The organism is Flavobacterium rarum (SeqCode), assembly GCF_965234445.1.
Classification (GTDB): Bacteria; Bacteroidota; Bacteroidia; order Flavobacteriales; family Flavobacteriaceae; genus Flavobacterium; species Flavobacterium rarum.
Genome location: NZ_OZ248490.1, coordinates 215,938 through 234,691 on the forward strand (window position 1 = coordinate 215,938; position 18,754 = coordinate 234,691).

Annotated in this window: 13 protein-coding genes; 1 reads left to right on the forward strand and 12 read right to left on the reverse strand. The window is 34.5% G+C overall.

What is annotated here, in order from left to right; translation table 11 throughout:
* Window positions 1-99: 99 nt before the first annotated feature.
* Window positions 100-795: a LytR/AlgR family response regulator transcription factor gene (locus AC8GF4_RS09125; RefSeq protein ID WP_506594069.1), complete on the forward strand. Its 696-nt coding sequence runs from the start codon at window positions 100-102 to the stop codon at window positions 793-795.
* Window positions 796-806: 11 nt separating this feature from the next.
* Here the strand turns inward: AC8GF4_RS09125 and priA are convergent, their stop codons facing one another.
* The 12 genes from priA to AC8GF4_RS09185 all read right to left on the reverse strand — a co-directional run bounded on the left by priA (window position 807) and on the right by AC8GF4_RS09185 (window position 18,736).
* Entirely contained in the window at window positions 807-3,257 is a 2,451-nt protein-coding gene (gene priA, locus AC8GF4_RS09130; RefSeq protein WP_506594071.1) for a replication restart helicase PriA, read from the reverse strand.
* A gap of 262 nt (window positions 3,258-3,519) precedes the next feature.
* Window positions 3,520-3,951, reverse strand: coding sequence for a DUF2147 domain-containing protein (locus tag AC8GF4_RS09135; protein ID WP_506594073.1), 432 nt, complete (start codon window positions 3,949-3,951; stop codon window positions 3,520-3,522).
* 109 nt (window positions 3,952-4,060) lie between these two features.
* The gene (locus AC8GF4_RS09140; RefSeq protein WP_506594075.1) at window positions 4,061-4,996 is read right to left on the reverse strand and encodes a YihY/virulence factor BrkB family protein; all 936 of its coding nucleotides are present in this window, start codon (window positions 4,994-4,996) and stop codon (window positions 4,061-4,063) included.
* 4 nt (window positions 4,997-5,000) lie between these two features.
* Entirely contained in the window at window positions 5,001-5,858 is an 858-nt protein-coding gene (nadC, locus tag AC8GF4_RS09145) for a carboxylating nicotinate-nucleotide diphosphorylase (RefSeq protein WP_506594077.1), read from the reverse strand.
* A 242-nt stretch (window positions 5,859-6,100) separates the two neighbouring features.
* Complete coding sequence (locus AC8GF4_RS09150) at window positions 6,101-7,480, reverse strand: M28 family peptidase (RefSeq protein WP_506594079.1); 1,380 nt, start codon at window positions 7,478-7,480, stop codon at window positions 6,101-6,103.
* A gap of 137 nt (window positions 7,481-7,617) precedes the next feature.
* A complete protein-coding gene (locus tag AC8GF4_RS09155) occupies window positions 7,618-9,717 on the reverse strand; it encodes a glycoside hydrolase family 97 protein (protein ID WP_506594081.1) in 2,100 nt (699 codons plus the stop codon).
* A gap of 175 nt (window positions 9,718-9,892) precedes the next feature.
* Window positions 9,893-11,797 carry a discoidin domain-containing protein gene (locus AC8GF4_RS09160; RefSeq protein ID WP_506594083.1) on the reverse strand — a complete coding sequence of 635 codons (1,905 nt, stop codon included), beginning with the start codon at window positions 11,795-11,797 and terminating at the stop codon, window positions 9,893-9,895.
* Window positions 11,798-11,967: 170 nt separating this feature from the next.
* Window positions 11,968-14,268 carry a beta-glucosidase BglX gene (gene bglX, locus AC8GF4_RS09165; RefSeq protein ID WP_506594085.1) on the reverse strand — a complete coding sequence of 767 codons (2,301 nt, stop codon included), beginning with the start codon at window positions 14,266-14,268 and terminating at the stop codon, window positions 11,968-11,970.
* Window position 14,269: 1 nt separating this feature from the next.
* Entirely contained in the window at window positions 14,270-14,971 is a 702-nt protein-coding gene (locus tag AC8GF4_RS09170; RefSeq protein ID WP_506594087.1) for a carboxylesterase family protein, read from the reverse strand.
* Between the two features lie 6 nt (window positions 14,972-14,977).
* A complete protein-coding gene (locus tag AC8GF4_RS09175; protein WP_506594089.1) occupies window positions 14,978-16,351 on the reverse strand; it encodes a glucoamylase family protein in 1,374 nt (457 codons plus the stop codon).
* A gap of 62 nt (window positions 16,352-16,413) precedes the next feature.
* A complete protein-coding gene (locus tag AC8GF4_RS09180) occupies window positions 16,414-17,241 on the reverse strand; it encodes a LamG domain-containing protein (RefSeq protein WP_506594091.1) in 828 nt (275 codons plus the stop codon).
* A 28-nt stretch (window positions 17,242-17,269) separates the two neighbouring features.
* Complete coding sequence (locus AC8GF4_RS09185; protein WP_506594093.1) at window positions 17,270-18,736, reverse strand: RagB/SusD family nutrient uptake outer membrane protein; 1,467 nt, start codon at window positions 18,734-18,736, stop codon at window positions 17,270-17,272.
* Window positions 18,737-18,754 lie beyond the last annotated feature (18 nt).

Consider the following 18,754-nt stretch of genomic DNA (forward strand, 5'->3'; position numbering starts at 1 on the left):
TTAACTTTAATCGACGAATGACAAAAAAAACAAACAATAAATTAGATTAATAAAAAAAAAAAGCTATTTTTACTCTACCAAATCAAAAATTCTAACGTTATGAAACTAAACTGTGTAGTAGTAGATGATAGTTCGATTCAAAGAATGATAATTGCCAAGTTAGTTAATAATCATACCAATTTAAATTTAATAGGTGATTTTTCTAATGCAATTGAAGCCAAAAGCTGTATGACTGTTCACACTGTAGACTTAATATTTTTGGATATTGAGATGCCTGTCATAAGCGGATTTGATTTTCTTGACGGATTAAAAACAAAGCCCCAAATAATTTTTGTCACCTCAAAAGCAGAATATGCTATGAAAGCTTTTGATTATGATGCCACCGATTATTTACAAAAACCAATTTCGATTGAACGTTTTAACGCTTCTGTTCGAAGAGCAATTGACAATTTCTTACTAAAGAAAGAGAACAAAGAAGACGAAGGTGAACACATCTTTATTAAAAGCAATTTAAAAAAATTAAAAATTTTTACTTCTAAGATTAAATGGATTGAAGCTTTTGGTGACTATGTAAAAGTTGTAACCGAAGACGACAGCAATCTAGTTCTTTCTACTATGAAATCTTTTGAAAATGATTTGTCTAAGGAAAAATTTATTAGAGTACATAAATCGTTTATTGTAAATATTGACAAAATAGACCGATTCAATAGTAAGTTTGCCGAAATTGGGGTTACAAAAATTCCATTAAGTCGCAATAAGAAAGAAGATCTTGTAAAAGCTTTAGCCTATTCATAAAAACTACTTCTCTAATAAAAATCGACGTTTGTCGTAACTTTTATCGCTCTGTATTGAGCAACAGCTTCGAAACTATTCAATATTTTTTGAATAGTTTTTTTTGTGTTTCCAACAGAAACGTTTTGGGGTATTTTGATAATTATCGCTCGAATGTATTCATTTCGAATTCTACTTATTACTGGTTCTTCTGGACCCAGCACTGGCATAGTTAGATTTTGACTTAATACTTGATACAACCACATTGAACCTTGTTTTAGTTTTTCGAAATCCCTTTGTTTGAGTGTTAATTTTATAATTCTAAAATATGGTGGGTATTTGTAAATTTGCCTGTCATACAATTGTTCGTTGTACATTCCAATATAATCCGAATTTGTAACTTGCTGAATGGTATTATGATTAGGATTATACGTTTGTATAATTACCTTTCCCCTTTTTTCTGAACGACCTGCACGCCCAGCAACCTGTGTCATCATTTGAAAACTTCGTTCGAAAGCTCTAAAATCTGGGTGATACAACATATTATCGGCATTCATAATTCCAACCAAATTGACATTATCAAAATCCAATCCTTTGGCTAGCATTTGTGTTCCAACCAAGATATCAAATTCACGATTCTTAAAACTATCAATGATTTTTTCAAAACCAAATTTCCCTCTCGTTGTATCTTGATCCATTCTGCCAATTTTAGCATTTGGAAAAATCGTGATTAACTCTTGTTCTATTTGTTCTGTTCCAAAACCTTTGGTAGTTAAATCTATACTGAAACAAACGTGGCAATGGGTAGGATTTGCAATGGCATAACCACAATAATGACAACGCAATTGATTCTTATGTTTATGATAGGTCAAACTTACATCACATTGATCGCAATGAGGCACATGACCACATGTAATACATTCAATAATTGGAGAATATCCTCTCCTGTTTTGAAAAAGTATAACTTGTTCTCCTAATGCCAACGCAGCAGTTATATTTTCTATTAACGTATCACTAAAATGGCCGTTCATCTTTTTTCGAAAGTATTTGTCTTTCAAATCAACCAATTCAATTTCAGGTAATTTTACATTTCCATATCGCTCTGAAATTTCAACATAACCATATTTGTCGGATTTTGCATTAAAAAAGGATTCGATACTTGGAGTGGCAGATCCTAAAAGCACTTTAGCCTTATGCAAATTGGCCAAAACAATTGCTGCATCTCTTGCGTGATAGCGTGGAGCTGGATCAGACTGTTTAAAAGTTTGTTCGTGTTCTTCATCTATTATAATAAAACCTAAATCGAGAAATGGTAAAAACAAAGCAGACCTTGCTCCTATTACAATTTGAGCTTTGTCTGCATTTGTCAAAACTTGATTCCAGACTTCAACCCTTTCATTGTTACTATATTTAGAATGAAATACAGCCACTTTATTCCCGAAATGAGTTCTTAATCGCCCTACCAATTGAGTAGTTAAGGCTATTTCTGGTAAAAGATATAAAACTTGTTTTCCTGTAACTAAATAATCTTCTATGAGTTTAATATAAATTTCAGTCTTCCCACTTGAGGTAATTCCATGTAACAGGCAAACTGGTTTTTGCTGCAAATTTTCTTTTATAGATTCAAATGCCGATTGTTGCGCTACACTTAATTGTAACTCACCTTCTCTACCTTGTCCTGCAAAATTAATACGATCTTCTTGTAAAAAATACTCTTCAAAAATTTCTTTATTTACCAATGCTTTTACAATAGCAGGTGTTGACTGAGCCACTTCAACAAGTTTCTTTACGGTTATAGGCTTTTTTTCAGAAGCGCTTAATTGGAAATAGTTAAGTACTATTTCTTTTTGTTTATTTGATTTTATTAAGACATCCAACAAATCTTTTAAACCTTCATTGCTATTATATTTCGCATGCAAGCGAACATAACGAGCTAATTTTGGTTTGTAACTTTCTTGCACTTCTTCTTGTAGTACTAAAATATTTTTATCTACCAATTTTTGGATAACAGGAAAGATGTTTTTCTTGTTCAGAATAGCCATTATATCCTGAACCTTGAGAGAACTTTGGTGTTGTAGCGCTTCGTAAACCAAATATTCATCATCCGAAAGCAAACTTTCATCTACAAATAAATCGTTTTTTTTAGTGATCAAAGTTTCACTTTCAAGTAATAAAGCGCTTGGCATAGCACCCCGATACACATCACCAATGGCACACATATAATAAGTAGCAATCCAGATCCAATGATTAATTTGGAATTCAGTTACTGTGGGATATTCATCTAAAATTTGATGAATATCTTTGGCATCATATAATGTAGGTTGGTTATTGTGAATTTCAATAACCAAAGCAGTATATATTTTACTTTTACCAAAAGGAACCGCCACTCTCATTCCTTTTTTTACAAAAAGAAATTCAGCTTCCGATACGCTATACGTAAAGGTTTTGGCAAGTGAAAGGGGTAAAATTACTTCTACAAAATGCATTTAGTTATGACTTCTTAGATTATTTAGACTTCTTAGAATATTAGACTTATTAGATTATTTAGACTTCTTAGAATATTAGACTTCTCAGAATTTTAGGCTCATTAGACTTCTCAAATACTAAGTTTTAAGAGGCTTAAGAGAGAGAAAAATCTTCATCTTAATACTTAATACTTCTTTCTTAATACTCCTTTCTTAATACTCCTTTCTTAATACCCCTTTCTTAATACTCCTTTCTTAATACGCCTTTCTTAATACTTTATTCTTACTTCACTCGATACCAATATTGTGTTCTTCCAAACAAAGAAACGCCGACAAAACCTCTCACCTTTAGTTTGTCTTTTCCATCAATTGCAATCAAGCATTTGTATTCTTCTCCTTTTAATGGATCTAATATTTTTCCGTCATTATACTCATCGCCATCTTTTACAAGTCCTTTAATTATAATCAATCCTAAAATTGGAGCATTTTTATCTGCACCTTTACATTTGGTACAAACGGCATTTCTTTTTTCAGGATTCAGGATTTCTACAATCTTACCGTATACTTTACCTGATCGTTCATATACTTCGACAATAGATTTAGCTTGTCCAGTTTCATCGTCTATGGTTTTCCACTTACCCAAAACGGTTTGACTTTGAATATTAAAAGTTATTGCAAAAAAAACAACTAAACTAAACAGTACACATTTTTTCATTTTATTCTAAATTACAGGTTTTTATAAATATTTTTTGATTGTAAATACAACCAGAGATTGAATTGTTTTAATAGATAACAAATTTATTTAAAAAGTTTCGGCAACAATCTTATTGTTCTTTTAGTATACCCTTTTTTATTCTGAGTTTATGAATTGTTGCATTCAGTTCGAATCCAAGCAATAGGATCATACAATTAATCCAAATGTAAAACATCATAATTAACAAGGTTCCAATTGAACCATATAACTCATTATACTTTGAAAAACGAATTACCCAAATTCCAAAAAAATACGAAGATATTATGATTAAAATAGTAGTAAAAACAGAGCCAATACTTATAAATGGGGGCTTATGTGATTGTTTTGTACCATATCTTAACAATATAGAAGAGGTAATCAAAATCATCAAAATTACAAAAGCATACCTCCCTAATATTATCAAAGAAATCCGATCCGTTAATACGTCCTGAATCATTGTTTTTTGAATAAAAACCTCAAAAACAACAATAATAGAAACAGTCAAAAGCAAAAGAATGGACAACAATAACGAAATCCCTAACGCAACAAAATATTGATTTAAAAACCCTCTTTTTTCCAACACGTGACGAGAAGACTCAAAACCACCTAGAATTCCATTTATTCCATTTGCCATTAAGAAAATAGACAATAAAAACCCAGATGACATTAAACCAGAGTGACTATTGTTCAGAATATCATTTATAATATTGGCAATTGCATCATACGTATTTGGGGGAACTCCTTCTTTTACAAATTGAAGAAAATCATCTTGAAAACCCTCAATAGGTATGAAAGGTATTAAGTTTAAAATAAAAAGTGCAAATGGAAATAAAGCCATAAAAAAACTAAAGGCAACTGCACTAGCATGATATGAAAATGCTCCGTCTATAATTCCTTCAAAATATAATTCTAACAAATCATAAAACGAAAAACCACCTAAACCAGGCATTTTAATCTTTTTTAAGACATGCATCAGATTTCTAATAACAGGAATTTTTTCGAGTTTAGCTTCAATTATTAAACTCATAATTCTAAATTGCTTTTAAACTTAGATCCATATTATAAATAGAATGCGTTAATGCACCTGATGAAATATAATCGACACCACATTCTGCATAATTTCGCATAGTATCTTCATTGATGTTTCCTGAGGATTCAGTTTGACATTTATCTCCAATTAGAGCTACTGCCGTTTTGGTGTCTTCGTAGTTGAAATTATCAATCAAAATTCTATGTACACCATCACTTTTTAGAATCTCTTTGATTTCGTCCAGATTTCTTGCCTCAACAATAATCTTTAAATCCAAATTATTTTCCTTTAGATACTCTTTAGTTTTGGCTATAGCCAAAGTAATACCGCCTGCAAAGTCAATATGATTGTCCTTTAACATGATCATATCATACAAAGCAAATCGGTGATTTTCTCCACCACCAATTTTTACAGCCCATTTTTCGGCTACACGAAAACCTGGAGTTGTTTTACGAGTATCCAATATTTTTGTTTTTGTATCTTGTAGCAATTGAGTAAAACTAAATGTTTTTGTCGCAATTGCACTCATTCTTTGCATCGTATTAAGCACAACTCTTTCAGACTTTAGAATAGATTGTGAACTTCCCGAAATATGAAAAACTACATCACCTTTTTTGACTTCACTTCCGTCTTCAATAAAAACATCAATTTGCATTTTGGGATCAACATATTCAAAAATCATTTTGGCAAGAGCAACACCTGCAATAATACCATCTTCTTTTACCAATAATTTTGCTTTTCCCATAGCACTTAGGGGAATACAGGCTAATGAACTGTAATCACCTTTTCCCACATCTTCTCGAATGGAATTTTCAATTAAGATTTTTAATTCGCTTTGAAACTGAGCTTCGCTAATCATTTTTTTATGCTTTAAATACGTTGCTAAAGTAGGATTTATTTAGTGGATTAAAAAGTAAGTGTGTTTTAATATTTAGAATTTCACATTTATTTATAATAATTATCACTTTAATTTAAATATTATATTGAATAACATCAGTTTATGTTTTAAAAAATCATCTAAAACATTTCTTATACAAAATAAGTCTATAAGATTTCAAAACTCTTATAGACTTACTAGTATTATTAATCTCTAAAACAAGCTTATTTTACAATTCCGTTTTGGTCTATCATATAAACTAAAGCTGCCATAGTTCCTGCTCCAAGCTCTAATTCTCTTTTGTTAATCGCATCAAATTTATCATTTGCTGCATGGTGATAATCAAAATAACGTTGTGAATCGGGTTTTAATCCAGCTTTTACAATAAATTTTGACGTTAGTGGTTCTATGTCCGAGCCTGTATGCCCAATTACAAAACTGTTAATTAAATAGGGCTCAAATATGCTTTTCCACTCCGAAATTTTATTAAAATTTGCTGCATCACATTCTAATGAAAACCCCCTTGGCGTAAAACCGCCTTCATCACTTTCTAAAGCAAAAATGTGGTTCTCTTTATTCAATAATGACAACTCTTCGTATTTATTTCCGCCACGTCTACCGTTTTCTTCATTCATAAACAGTACAACTCGCAAAGTATTTTTTGGTTTGTATTTTAAATTTCTTAAAATATTCATCACTTCCATACTTTGAACAATTCCTGCTCCATCATCGTGAGAACCATCTGCCAAATCCCAAGAATCAAGATGTCCTCCTACGACCATAATATTTTCTGGATGTTCGCTTCCTTTTATTTCACCTACAACATTATACGAAAGAACATCTTTCAATTGTTGACATGATTGTTTAAAATAGAATTTTAAACTTGGATTATTTTTTAAAGACTTACTTAATAATTCTGCACCATTTGTGCTTATTGCAGCAGTAGGAATGTAGTTCTCTTTTGGAATGTCACCATAACTTTGTGCACCTGTGTGTGGAAAATCATCCAACCTTAAATTCATTGAGCGAACAATTGTAGCCACAGCTCCCAACTTTGAAGCTTCTTTGGCACCAGCATAACGTTGGTCGACTGCCCCAGAATAAGCATCAAAAGCTTCGATGGCTCCCTTGTCCATTGGACGATTATAAAAAACAATTTTACCTTTTATTTTATCTGCTCCCAAAGCTTTCATTTCTTCAAAACTATGTATCTCAATTACCTCGGCAGACAAACCCTTTTTTGGAGTTGCAATCGAACCTCCCAAAGCACAAATCGGCACTATGATTTTAGTTTTATTGTCTTGAATATAGGCTGTTTCTTTTTCGCCACGAACCCAGTGAGGCACCATTACCTCTTGCAAATACACTTTGTCAAAACCTAAAGTCTCCATTTGTTTTTTGGTATATTCAACTCCTTTTGCAGCACCTTCTGACCCAGACAATCGAGACCCAATATCATTAGAAAGATGATCCAGCCAAGAATAACACTGAGAATTAGTTAATGCCGAATGGTAGATATCTTTAAAAAACTGCTCGTCTTTGGATTGTGCAAACAAAGCAACACTATTTACAAAAAGCAGTGAAAGAAGTAGTTTTTTTTTCATTTTGGTTGGGTCTAAAATTATTTTGGTTTAACACAGTGCAATTTCGACAATCTAAAACAAAATCAAAATTAAATTCAAAAAAAATCCTGAATACTTTTACAAGCATTCAGGACAATTATAAAACTTAAATTAAAAAACTATTTAATAGGCTCAAAACTAATAGCTGTTCCTCCTCCAGGAGCTAAAACTAAATTCAGCTTTGATTTATTGGCAACTTCAACCGTTCTTATTTTGTACGCCATTGGGTTGTTTTTCCAATCGGCATCTTTGGCATCTTCATAAATAATGGCTTTATACTTTTGTCCTTTGGTTAAAAAGTCTAATGCTATTTCGGTTTTTCTAGCATTTTCATCGGTTATTGCACCTAAAAACCAAGTTTCCTTACCTTTGGTTTTTCTGACAATAGTTAAATAATCACCTGGTTCTGCTTCCAAAATTTTTGTATCATCCCAATCTAGTGCAACATCTTTTATAAATTGAAAGGCATCCATACGTTTTTCATAGCTTTCTGGTAAATCGGCAGCCATTTGCAAAGGCGAATACAATGTTACATATAAGGCTAATTGTTTGGCCAATGTAGTATGAACCTGCTCTGTTTTGTTTTTATCATAATAACTCATTTTGATTTCAAAAATTCCAGGAGTGTAATCCATTGGCCCTCCAAGCAATCTGGTAAAAGGCAAAATAGTTTCATGGCTAGGCGGATTACCATTACTCCAAGCGTTAAATTCATTCCCACGCGCAGCTTCTGCAGCAATGTAGTTTGGATAGGTACGACTGTAACCAGTAGGTCGAGACGATTCATGCGAATTGATCATTACTTTGTAATCAGCGGCGCGTCTTGCCACGAAGTTGAAGTGATTTACCATCGATTGGCCGTCATGAAATTCACCGCGCGGAATAATTTTTCCCACATAACCTGATTTCACGGCTGGATAATCGTATTTTTTCATCAAATCAAAAGCGCGATCCAAATGACGCTCATAATTAGCTACAGAACCCGAAGTTTCATGGTGCATAATCAGTTGCACGTTTTTTTCTTTGGCGTAAGCCGTAACTTCTTCCAAATTGAAATCTGGATAAGGAGTTGTAAAATCAAATACTTCTTCTTTCCAATTGCCTGCCCAGTCTTCCCAACCTACATTCCATCCTTCTACTAATACACCATCAAATCCATTTTTGGAAGCAAAATCAATATATCTTTTTGTATTTGCTGTTGTTGCACCGTGTTTTCCTGTTGGCAATAACTCCTTGGTTGATATATTCTGAGCGTTTTGTGAACCTGCATAATCCCAAGTGGATATTCCAACGTGCATTTCCCACCAAATCCCAACATATTTCATTGGCTTTATATACGAAACATCGTCCAGTTTACAAGGCTCATTCAAATTCAAAATCATTTGTGAACCCACAATATCACGAGCATCTTTGCTTATCATAATGGTTCTCCAAGGCGATACGCAAGGTGCCTGTAAATACGCTTTGTCGCCAATGGCATTCGGTACCAGATGCGAAGTAAGTTTATAATTGGTTACGTCAACATCCAAATGCATCACTGGATAATTCACAACAGCTGCTTCAAATATATTGACATACAATCCTGATGGTGATTTCAACATTAAAGGTGCCTGCACTCTGTTTTTACCAAGTGCTGTTGTCACTCCAATTCCTGTATTCTTGTCCAATTTGGTATTATCAATGCCAGAAAGTTTGGTTTCGTTATAAGGATATTCATTGGTATCAAAATCACCTGGAATCCAAAAAGCTTTATAATCTTCGGTTAAATTAAAATGAGAATCTTCATCTGAAATAATGAAATAATTTAGTTTCTCTTGTTTTGGAAATTCATATCTAAAAGCGACTCCTTCATCATACACTTTGAAAACGATATTCATTTTTACATTGGTCTCCTTTTGTACCAAAGCAATTGTAAGCTCATTATAGTGATTTACAATGGTTGCTTTTTGCCCCAAAACTGGTTTCCAAGATTCATTAAACGTATCCGCTTTTGAAGATTGAATTTCAAAATTGGCATCAAGAGCTGGTTTGTCTTTTAGTTTTATCCCTAAAGTACTTTCCAAAATAACAGGCTTGCCATTGTAATTCACAGTATACGAAGGCTGCCCATTATTTATCAATTTGAAATTAACCTCAACGGCATTGGATGGAGATTTTAAGCTTTGAGCATGCATTATACCCAAGGTAAAAATAAGAATAATTGAAAAAAAATGTTTCATTTTGGTTTTATGTTAATATGTCTAGTAAAAATAAGTATTAATATTCGAAAATTGCAATCAAATTCAAACTATAACCTTGTAGTGAAATCGAAAACGTTTTCGATTTTAGATCCATCCTGAAAATTCTTTTTTGATTATTGTTTTTATCCCTAAATATTTCCCATTTACTATAAATCTAATTAGGAACTGTACAAGTAGTCTTAGCTCCAATTCCATTTTCATTAAAAGCTTCAATGGCAAAATAATAGCCCGTGTCTTTGTCCAGTCCTCTGAAGTCATATGAATCTGCATCATAAACCATGATGCTATTGTATAATTTATCTGGAGCAATTCCATAATAAATGTTATACCCAACAGCACCAGGTTGTGCGTCCCAGTGAATCATAGCAGAGCGGGAATCGGCATCATTTCGATCCACTTTAAATCCGGTAACCGATTTTGGTTTCTCGGATAATCCGTTACCAAAAACACGGAAATCAGAAACGGCAAATAGTCCTGAAGCATTGTGAATATTCACCATTTTTACGTAGCGGGCTTCAATGGATTTGGTTAATTCCAGATAATCGTGAGGTGTGTCTTTATCACTTTTGGATTTATCAACTACCAAAGTCCAATTTTGATTATCATCCGACATGAAAATTTGATATTGATAATAAATATCCATTGCCTTGTTGTGTTGCAACGCTTTATGATCGGCATAATTAATTTGTAAAGCATTAATTCTCATTTTTCTACCCAAATCAATTTGCAACCACTCATCTTGTTTATCCGTTTTTGCCGACCAATAGGACTGAATATCCTCATCGGTCAAGTTCTGTGCATTGTAACAGATTTTTTCAAAAACTTTTTTCCCGCCAGTATCTACTCGGTGCGTTTGTACATCCATACACTCTTCAGAAGAAGACACCGTTGCATTTTTTTTATACGAAAGCAACATCCATCCCGAGAAAGCTCCCTGGGTTTGATCGCGGTTTTTGGTTGCCAATAAAGTTGGAAAATCTCCATAAGCAGTAATGGAATACATAATATCGTCCTTATCAAAACCAGCAGGAAACATATCGATGCGGCGTTCAAAGCGGTCTTTTACTGAAATCTTGCACGTTCCAGTATTCCAGTAATTACCATAATTGTCGGCAAAAGTATTTCCGTGCCCCGCTCCTATCACAAATCCACCTGGTTTATATGACATCGGATTGTGTTTTTGGTACGTAAATGGGCCTAATGGGCTATTGCCAACATGAACACCATTGGCGTAGCCCTTGAATTCGGTGGCAGGAGCTCCATATTGCATGTAATATTTCCCGTTATGTTTCGTCATCCAAGCTCCTTCTATAAAATTTCCCCATGGAGCTGGTTCCATATCATTATTAGGCCCAAAGCGTTCCCAACCATGCGCCGCTGGGTCCAAACCTACAACTGCTTTTATTTCGCCGTAAGGACGCTGAATATCCTCAACTTCGGTTGCTGAGTATAATTTTTGATAATCTTCTTGATTTCCTTTTGGTAACCACGTTTTATAATCTACCTCAACACCACAAAGCGGCAATTTTCCGCTTGAACCATAATACATATATACTTTTTTGTCATCATCCTGAAAAATGGCTGGATCCCAAGTAGGCAACATTGCAGTATTCACATGCCGAGTCCAGCGACCTGATTTTGGATTGGCAGTCTTCCAAACCGGATGGTCTTTTTTCCAAGTAGAACCTACATAAAACAAAGTGTCATTGACCACCCAAGCCGCAGGAGCACATTGGTCATCATCGCCAGGATTCCGTTGAAAACTCCCGTAAACAAAATTCCAGTCCGACATATCTTTACTCCAAAAGAATCCTGCTTGGTTGGTAGCAAACAGGTAATAATCGCCTTTGTAAGTAATAATTAATGGGTCGGCACTCGAACGACGAGAATCTGGAATTCCATTGTGATTTTCAGTAGTGTAATTGTAACCAATATTGTTGGGGTTACAATAGGTGGAAGCTGGTTTATTAGGATCAAACCATTTTGTTTTAGATTGCGCCATACTGATTTGGTGGCACAAGAATAGTAACAAGGCTGGTATTAAATATAGTCTTCGCATTTCTTGTTTTTTTTAACCATCTAAGAAATATAAGTTCATTTAAGCAGGGACATAAAAAGTAAAATCTTATATTTTCTTAAATTTCTTACATGGTAAATCTCTAATTCTGTGTTTAAAAAAAGCCCTTCGTCTAACCAAAAACGAAGGGCAACCAAACAAACTAACCAAGCTTAATTTACTAAATTAAAACTTACTTTATTGTCCACGTTTGAGTTTCCGCCAACGAAAACATCAAACTGACCGGGCTCAGCAATAAACTGCAAATCAGAATTGTAAAATTTCAAATCTTCTGTGCTAATTTCGAATGTCACTGTTTGTTTTTCGCCTTTTTTAAGGGCTATTTTTTGAAAACCTTTCAATTCTCTAACAGGTCTTGTTACAGAACCAACCACATCTTTAATATACAACTGAACAACTTCTTTGCCATCAAATTTTCCAGTATTTGCAAGATCTACGCTTACAATTACTTTTCCATTGAAACTCATTTTGTCAGAAGAAATCTTCAGATTTGAATACTCAAAATTGGTATAACTCAATCCGAAACCAAAAGGAAATAAAGGTTCATTTCTTTCGTCTAAATAATTGGATTTAAACTTTTCGAATTTACCTTCTGAGTTAGAAAGAGGTCTACCAGTATTTTTATGCGCGTAATAAATAGGCAACTGCCCTACACTTCTAGGAAAAGTAGTAGTTAATTTCCCTGAAGGATTTACATCTCCAAATAAAACATCGGCAATAGCATAACCCGCTTCACTTCCAGCAAACCAAACGTTTAAAATAGATGGAACAGTTGCGTTTTCATCGTTTAGTATTAATGGACGACCATCAAATAAAACCAAAACCACTGGTTTTCCTGTTTTTAATAATGCATTCAGTAAATCTTTTTGCGATTGTGGAATTTCTAAATTAGTTCTACTGCTACACTCTCCACTCATTTCGGCAGATTCTCCTAATGCAGCCACAATAACATCCGATTGATTGGCCACTTTCAAAGCTTCTGCAATCATTTCTTCTTTGGAACGTTTGTCTCTATTCAAGGTTTTTCCAAACATAGTAGCATTAGTTTCAAAAGTTCCATCATAATCCAGATTACTTCCTTTGGCATAAAGCACTTTAGTCGATTTACCCGCTACTTCCTGAATTCCTGCCAATAACGAAATACACTTTTCTCCATTTGTGGCCACACTCCAAGTTCCTGACATATTGTTTTTGGCATCGGCCAATGGTCCGATAAGAGCGATTGTTCCTGATTTTTTCAGAGGTAATAATTGGTTTTCATTTTTCAATAAAACCAAAGATTGTGTAGCTATTTTTCTAGCTTCATCTCTACTACTTACAGTAAAAATCTCAGTTTTAGCTCTTTTTTCATCGCAATATTTATAAGGATCTTCAAACAATCCTAAATCGTATTTGGCATTCAAAATTAATGTTACGGCATTGTTGATTTGTTCAATGGTCACTTTCTTTTCATTCAATGATTTTTTCAAAGTCGTTAAAAATCCTTCGCCTACCATATCCATTTCAACTCCAGCATTAAGTGACAGTGCTGATACGGTTTGTAAATCCCCCATTCCGTGGTCAATCATTTCAGGAATTCCTGTAAAATCGGTCACTACAAAGCCTTTAAATCCCCATTGTTTTCTTAAAACGTCTGTCATCAACCATTTGTTTCCAGTGGCAGGAATTCCTTCCACTTCGTTAAAAGATGCCATAACCGAACCTACTCCAGCATCAACAGCCGCTTTATAGGGAGGGAAATAGTCATTGTACATTCTTATTCTACTCATATCAACCGTGTTGTAATCACGACCCGCTTCTGGCGCACCATATAAGGCAAAATGTTTAACACAGGCCAAAATCGTATTGTTCTTGGAAAGATCGTGTTGTTGATAACCGTTTACCATTGCTGTGGCAATTTGACTTCCCAAGAATGGATCTTCACCAGAACCTTCGGAAATTCTTCCCCAGCGCGGATCACGAGAAATATCAACCATAGGCGAAAATGTCCAATTGATTCCATCAGCACTTGCCTCTTGTGCGGCAATTTGAGCACTTCTTTCAATCAATTTCATATCCCAAGTACATGATAATCCAAGTGGTATAGGAAAAGTTGTTTCGTACCCATGAATCACATCCATTCCGAAAATTAATGGAATTTTCAATCGACTTTTTTCTACAGCAATTCGCTGAACGTCTCTAATTTTTTGAACCGATTTGATATTAAATAATCCACCGACCTTGCCTTCTTCAATTTTTCTTGCAACATCAGAACTATTGGCCTGACCGGTGGTTATATCTCCAGAAGTTGGTAAATTCAGTTGCCCTAATTTTTCATCCAAAGTCATTTTATATAACAACTCGGCCACAAATTCGGATTTAGGTTTGATTATAACAGCTTTTTTATTTTCTTTCTTTTGGCTATATCCCAAGAAAAAGGAACCTAATAGTATTACAATTAATATCTTTTTCATTTTATTTATTTTTAATTTGTTTCAACATCCAAGCATACGTTTCTGGGTTGTCATAAACTTGAGTCCAACAATCATGACCTGCATCATTAAAAAGAGTCAACTCAACATTGTTATTGCACTTTTTAAGTTCTTTATAAATAGCAATATCATTGTCTACGGGAACGACATCGTCTAGTAAACCATGAAAAATCCTAGTAGGGATTGTCTTCATATTGCAAATTTCTTCTAACTGAATAATGTCAACAAAACCCGAAACTGGCATTACTGCTGCAAACATTTCAGGATGTTTTAAAGCAAGACTATACGTTCCCCATCCTCCAGAACTTAATCCAGTAAGATAAATACGGTTGGCATCGATATTATTTTCTTTCTGAATTTTCAAAATCAATTCATACAAAATATCCGGATTCCATTGTTGTCCTTCGGGACATTGTGGAGCAAGAACATAAGCGTCGATTTGGTGATTCCTCAAATATTTGAAAGGTCCATGAATTTTCACTTTCTCAACATCCGAACCATTTTCGCCAGAACCGTGCAGAAAAATAAACAATGGTTTATTGTCCTTTATATTTGCCGGAATATGTAAGGCATAACCCAATTCTTGTTTTTGAACCACCTCAATTTTAGCTTTACCATTAACATCCGATTGAGAAAAGGAATTGAATGAAAATAAAAGAGCAACTGCTATAATTTTATACCTCATTATTTTCTAAAAATTATATTTCCCAGAATGAAAACCAAGATTCAATAAACCTTGTTTAACCTCGGGAGCATTCATAAACAATTTCCATATCAAACCAGTACGATGATTTTCAATCATTGGTGCAATAGTTCCTTGGTCTATTGCCAAATAACGTGGCGTAACCCAATTAAATTGAGGTGAAAAAGCATCATAAGGTCCTGCAATACCAACGTAAGTACTTTTCTTTTCATCGTATAAAAAATGCAAAAACTTCATACTCTCTTTTGGTGTATATGGAAAAGAAGATAATGCAGCAGTTGGTGTGATTACCCCCAAATCATTGTCGGTATCATGAGCAGAATATCCTGTTGTACCATCAGTATTTCTGGAATAACTGGCTGTTAGACCCCAGCATTTTTCAGAATAACCATTCCATTTTTTTGGATTATCAACACAATAACTGTAAATAATTTTTGCTTGATTTTGAGTTAACTCCCAATAGTTTGCATATTTATCGGATAATTGAGAAGGATCCAATCCTAGATAAGAATATTGGGCCCAAAACAAAGGTCCAGCATTACCACTTGCCGTATTGTATTTGAAAACCAAGGGAATTCCGTATTGTGTTTTTCCCGTGGCAATAGTTCCGTTTCGTGTCCAACCTTCATGATAGGCAGCTACAGGAATCGGATGAGTTGTAGAGGATGCACCAAGAATATAGGCAATCAAGCACTCATTATATCCTTCTAATTGGAATTTCATCTCCCATTGATAGGTTGGAGACCAATGCCAAAACATAGCATTTTCGCCATTAGTGTACCAACTCCATTCAACCCCATTCCATAGATTATCGGCTTTGGCAGACAATGCTTTTTCCTGTGTGTTTCCATCTTTGAAATATTCTCTCACGGCAATCAAACCTTGGCATAAAAAAGCGGTTTCCACTATATCACCGCCATCATCTTTATTTCCAAAAGAAATGGCATGTCCTGTGTTTCCATCTATCCAATGGGACCAAGCTCCGTGAAAACGATCTGCTTTATCAAGAAAATCCATTGCGGTGGTCATTCGAGTAACGGCTTCGGCTCTTGGAATAAAACCTCTTTCTACTCCAACAATCAAAGACATTAGTCCAAAACCAGAACCTCCAGTGGTTACTTTACTTGCTTCAAAACCAGGATTATCGGTATGATAGCGCTCCCTCCCTAATTTTGAATTGGGTTCCGCATAATCCCAAAAATATTTTATAGCATCTTTTTGAACCTGATCCATAGCTTGTTCATCGGTCAAAACCGTGACTGGAACTGTTGGTATTACAGGAGTTGTTTCTTCTATTGCACTATTACTACAGCAGATAAGAAAAACAAAAGATGGAATTAGTAAAAATTTTATTTTTTTCATGCTTTTTTGTTTAAAAACTTGCCAAAGCAATTGTGCTTTGGCAAGATATATTCCACTTTACATTAAAGTTTTCCGGTAACTAGCTGATTTACTTCGATTGCAGTTAAAGCAGTAGCATACATTCTGAATTGGTCTAAGCTTCCAAGCCAATTATTAGAAAGCCAGTCGTTTGGTGTATTACCAGGTCCAGAACCAATACGCAAACCAGCAACTTTTGAATCGTCTAGATTTACATTTCCGTGATCTGTCCACATTTTTGTACTCACTGCTACACCATCTTTGTAAAAAGTAAAAGCAGAAGTGCTTGCATCATACACAAATGCACAATGGTGCCATTGGTTATCTGTCAAACTTGCCATTAAACCTGCTTCATTCCATACAAACCATGGATCACTCATGTTTTTGTCTACAATCACAAATTTAATTTCTGAACCATCAAACATAAGCATCATTGTTCCTCCAGACCAGTGACCGTTTGAAGAAGGCAGACTGAATGGATATTCAGCACCTTTAGTTGCTCCGTTGTGTTTTTCCCAAAAAGCAATCGTAAAACTTTTAGCTTCCGCAGCAAAATCATTTGGTTTTGAATAGGCTATAAATTTTTGAACATGATCCGCTGGTCCTTGAGTCCCTTTTCCAGATATACCATCAGTTTGAGTAAACTGATTGTCATTAGGAAACTTTGCACGAATATTGTCTACAGCAAATTTCAAAGGGTCTGTTGTTTTGTCATCAAAAGGAACATAGAATTTTAATGGACCTCCAACTGGATTTATATCTTTTGGATAATCTCCCAATGCAGGTTTGTCCATTTCCTGACAACCTATAAACGCAATCGAAACAAATACCATTCCGAAAGCTTTCTTTATAATTGATATATTGATTTTCATATTATATTTTTTTTAAATCGAATCGTTATTAATAATTAGGATTTTGTTTTAAAACTCCGCCTGATTGATCTATGGCAGTTTGAGGAATAGGATAGAATTTATTTTTGTCTTGGTATCCTAAACTACCTAATACAGTTGGAGCATCTCCCCAACGAACTAAGTCATAGAATCTTTCTCCTTCCATTGCAAGTTCCACTCTTCTTTCCTGTTTGATGGCAGCTTTAAGTCCAGCGCCAGCAACTACATTTGGAAGCACACCAGCATTATTTCCTCTTGCTCTAGAACGAACTTGATTAACATAATCTGCCGCTTTAGCAGTATTTCCTAATTCATTTGCAGCTTCTGCAGCTATTAAAACCACATCTGCATAACGTATAATTTTTACATTAAACCATTGATTTTTTCCGGTGCCTTGTAATGCTCTATAACTAGGAGTAGAATAGGCTTTTTTGTTCCAATACGGTTGAGCCAATCCTGTTGGAATAGTCGTACCATATCCGTCATCTTGCCCTTCAAAAAGGATAGTCGATTTCTTGCGGGGATCACCTGTTTCATATGCATCAACTAAATTCTGAGTAGGAACATTGAATCCCCAACCCAAATCCCAATCTCCAGAACCACGAATACCTTGTGATTCAAAATAATTGTTGGAATAATTTACACTCGCTTGTCTTAGAAACTGAACCTCAAAGATGGATTCAATACAATTGTCGCCTTGTTCTTTGAACAAAGTTTCATACGAATTGTACAAAGCATATTGCCCTGAATTCATTACAACTTCAGCTTTTTCAAGTGATTTTGCCCAATTACCTTGGTACAAATAAAGTTTCGCCATTATTGAATTAGCAAAACCACTGGTTGCTCTTCCTGGATAAGCTGGCCAACTAATTGGTAATTTTTCAGCAGCAAATTCCAAGTCACTTATAATTTGTGCATCAACTTCAGCTATAGTCGACTTTGCTTTGATACCGTCACTTGGTGTAACTATTCTTTTCAAAATAATAGGTACTTCTCCATAATCTCTACGCAATTCAAAATAGGCAAAACCTCTAATGGCCATGGCTTCGGCTTTGTTGATAATACTTCCTGGATCTGTTTTCCCTGAACTATCAACATCGGCAATCAAATCATTACAAGCGTAAATTAAGCTAAAATGACCATCCCAATTTGAAGCAAATTCAGTAGGAGAATAAACAAATCCATCCATTATGTTTCCTCTAGCAGATGCATCTCCAGGAGTACTTCCCTTCATGGCATCATCCGAGCGAATATTTTGAAACCAGTATCTGTCCCAATCTGTAATTCCACCTTGTGTTCTCAATTTTCCGTATAAACCAAAGGCTTTCTCTTCAAAACCTCCTGCTGGTAAATCTCCTTCTACTGCTGTTCCTAATGGTTTTCTATCCAAAAACCCATCATCATTACACGAATTTAAAGTGGGTAATGAAACTAAAGCCAGTAGCGATATATATAGTATAGATTTAAAATTTCTCATTTTTGTTCAATTTTTAAT

Bases quoted from the DNA above. Each gene is read 5' to 3' on its own strand.
- AC8GF4_RS09150 (WP_506594079.1), bottom strand. From the start codon at position 7,480: ATGAAAAAAAAACTACTTCTTTCACTGCTTTTTGTAAATAGTGTTGCT.
- nadC (WP_506594077.1), bottom strand. From the start codon at position 5,858: ATGATTAGCGAAGCTCAGTTTCAAAGCGAATTAAAAATCTTAATTGAA.
- AC8GF4_RS09170 (WP_506594087.1), bottom strand. From the start codon at position 14,971: ATGAGGTATAAAATTATAGCAGTTGCTCTTTTATTTTCATTCAATTCC.
- AC8GF4_RS09135 (WP_506594073.1), bottom strand. From the start codon at position 3,951: ATGAAAAAATGTGTACTGTTTAGTTTAGTTGTTTTTTTTGCAATAACT.
- AC8GF4_RS09175 (WP_506594089.1), bottom strand. From the start codon at position 16,351: ATGAAAAAAATAAAATTTTTACTAATTCCATCTTTTGTTTTTCTTATC.
- AC8GF4_RS09160 (WP_506594083.1), bottom strand. From the start codon at position 11,797: ATGCGAAGACTATATTTAATACCAGCCTTGTTACTATTCTTGTGCCAC.
- AC8GF4_RS09185 (WP_506594093.1), bottom strand. From the start codon at position 18,736: ATGAGAAATTTTAAATCTATACTATATATATCGCTACTGGCTTTAGTT.
- AC8GF4_RS09180 (WP_506594091.1), bottom strand. From the start codon at position 17,241: ATGAAAATCAATATATCAATTATAAAGAAAGCTTTCGGAATGGTATTT.
- bglX (WP_506594085.1), bottom strand. From the start codon at position 14,268: ATGAAAAAGATATTAATTGTAATACTATTAGGTTCCTTTTTCTTGGGA.
- priA (WP_506594071.1), bottom strand. From the start codon at position 3,257: ATGCATTTTGTAGAAGTAATTTTACCCCTTTCACTTGCCAAAACCTTT.
- AC8GF4_RS09155 (WP_506594081.1), bottom strand. From the start codon at position 9,717: ATGAAACATTTTTTTTCAATTATTCTTATTTTTACCTTGGGTATAATG.
- AC8GF4_RS09140 (WP_506594075.1), bottom strand. From the start codon at position 4,996: ATGAGTTTAATAATTGAAGCTAAACTCGAAAAAATTCCTGTTATTAGA.
- AC8GF4_RS09125 (WP_506594069.1), top strand. From the start codon at position 100: ATGAAACTAAACTGTGTAGTAGTAGATGATAGTTCGATTCAAAGAATG.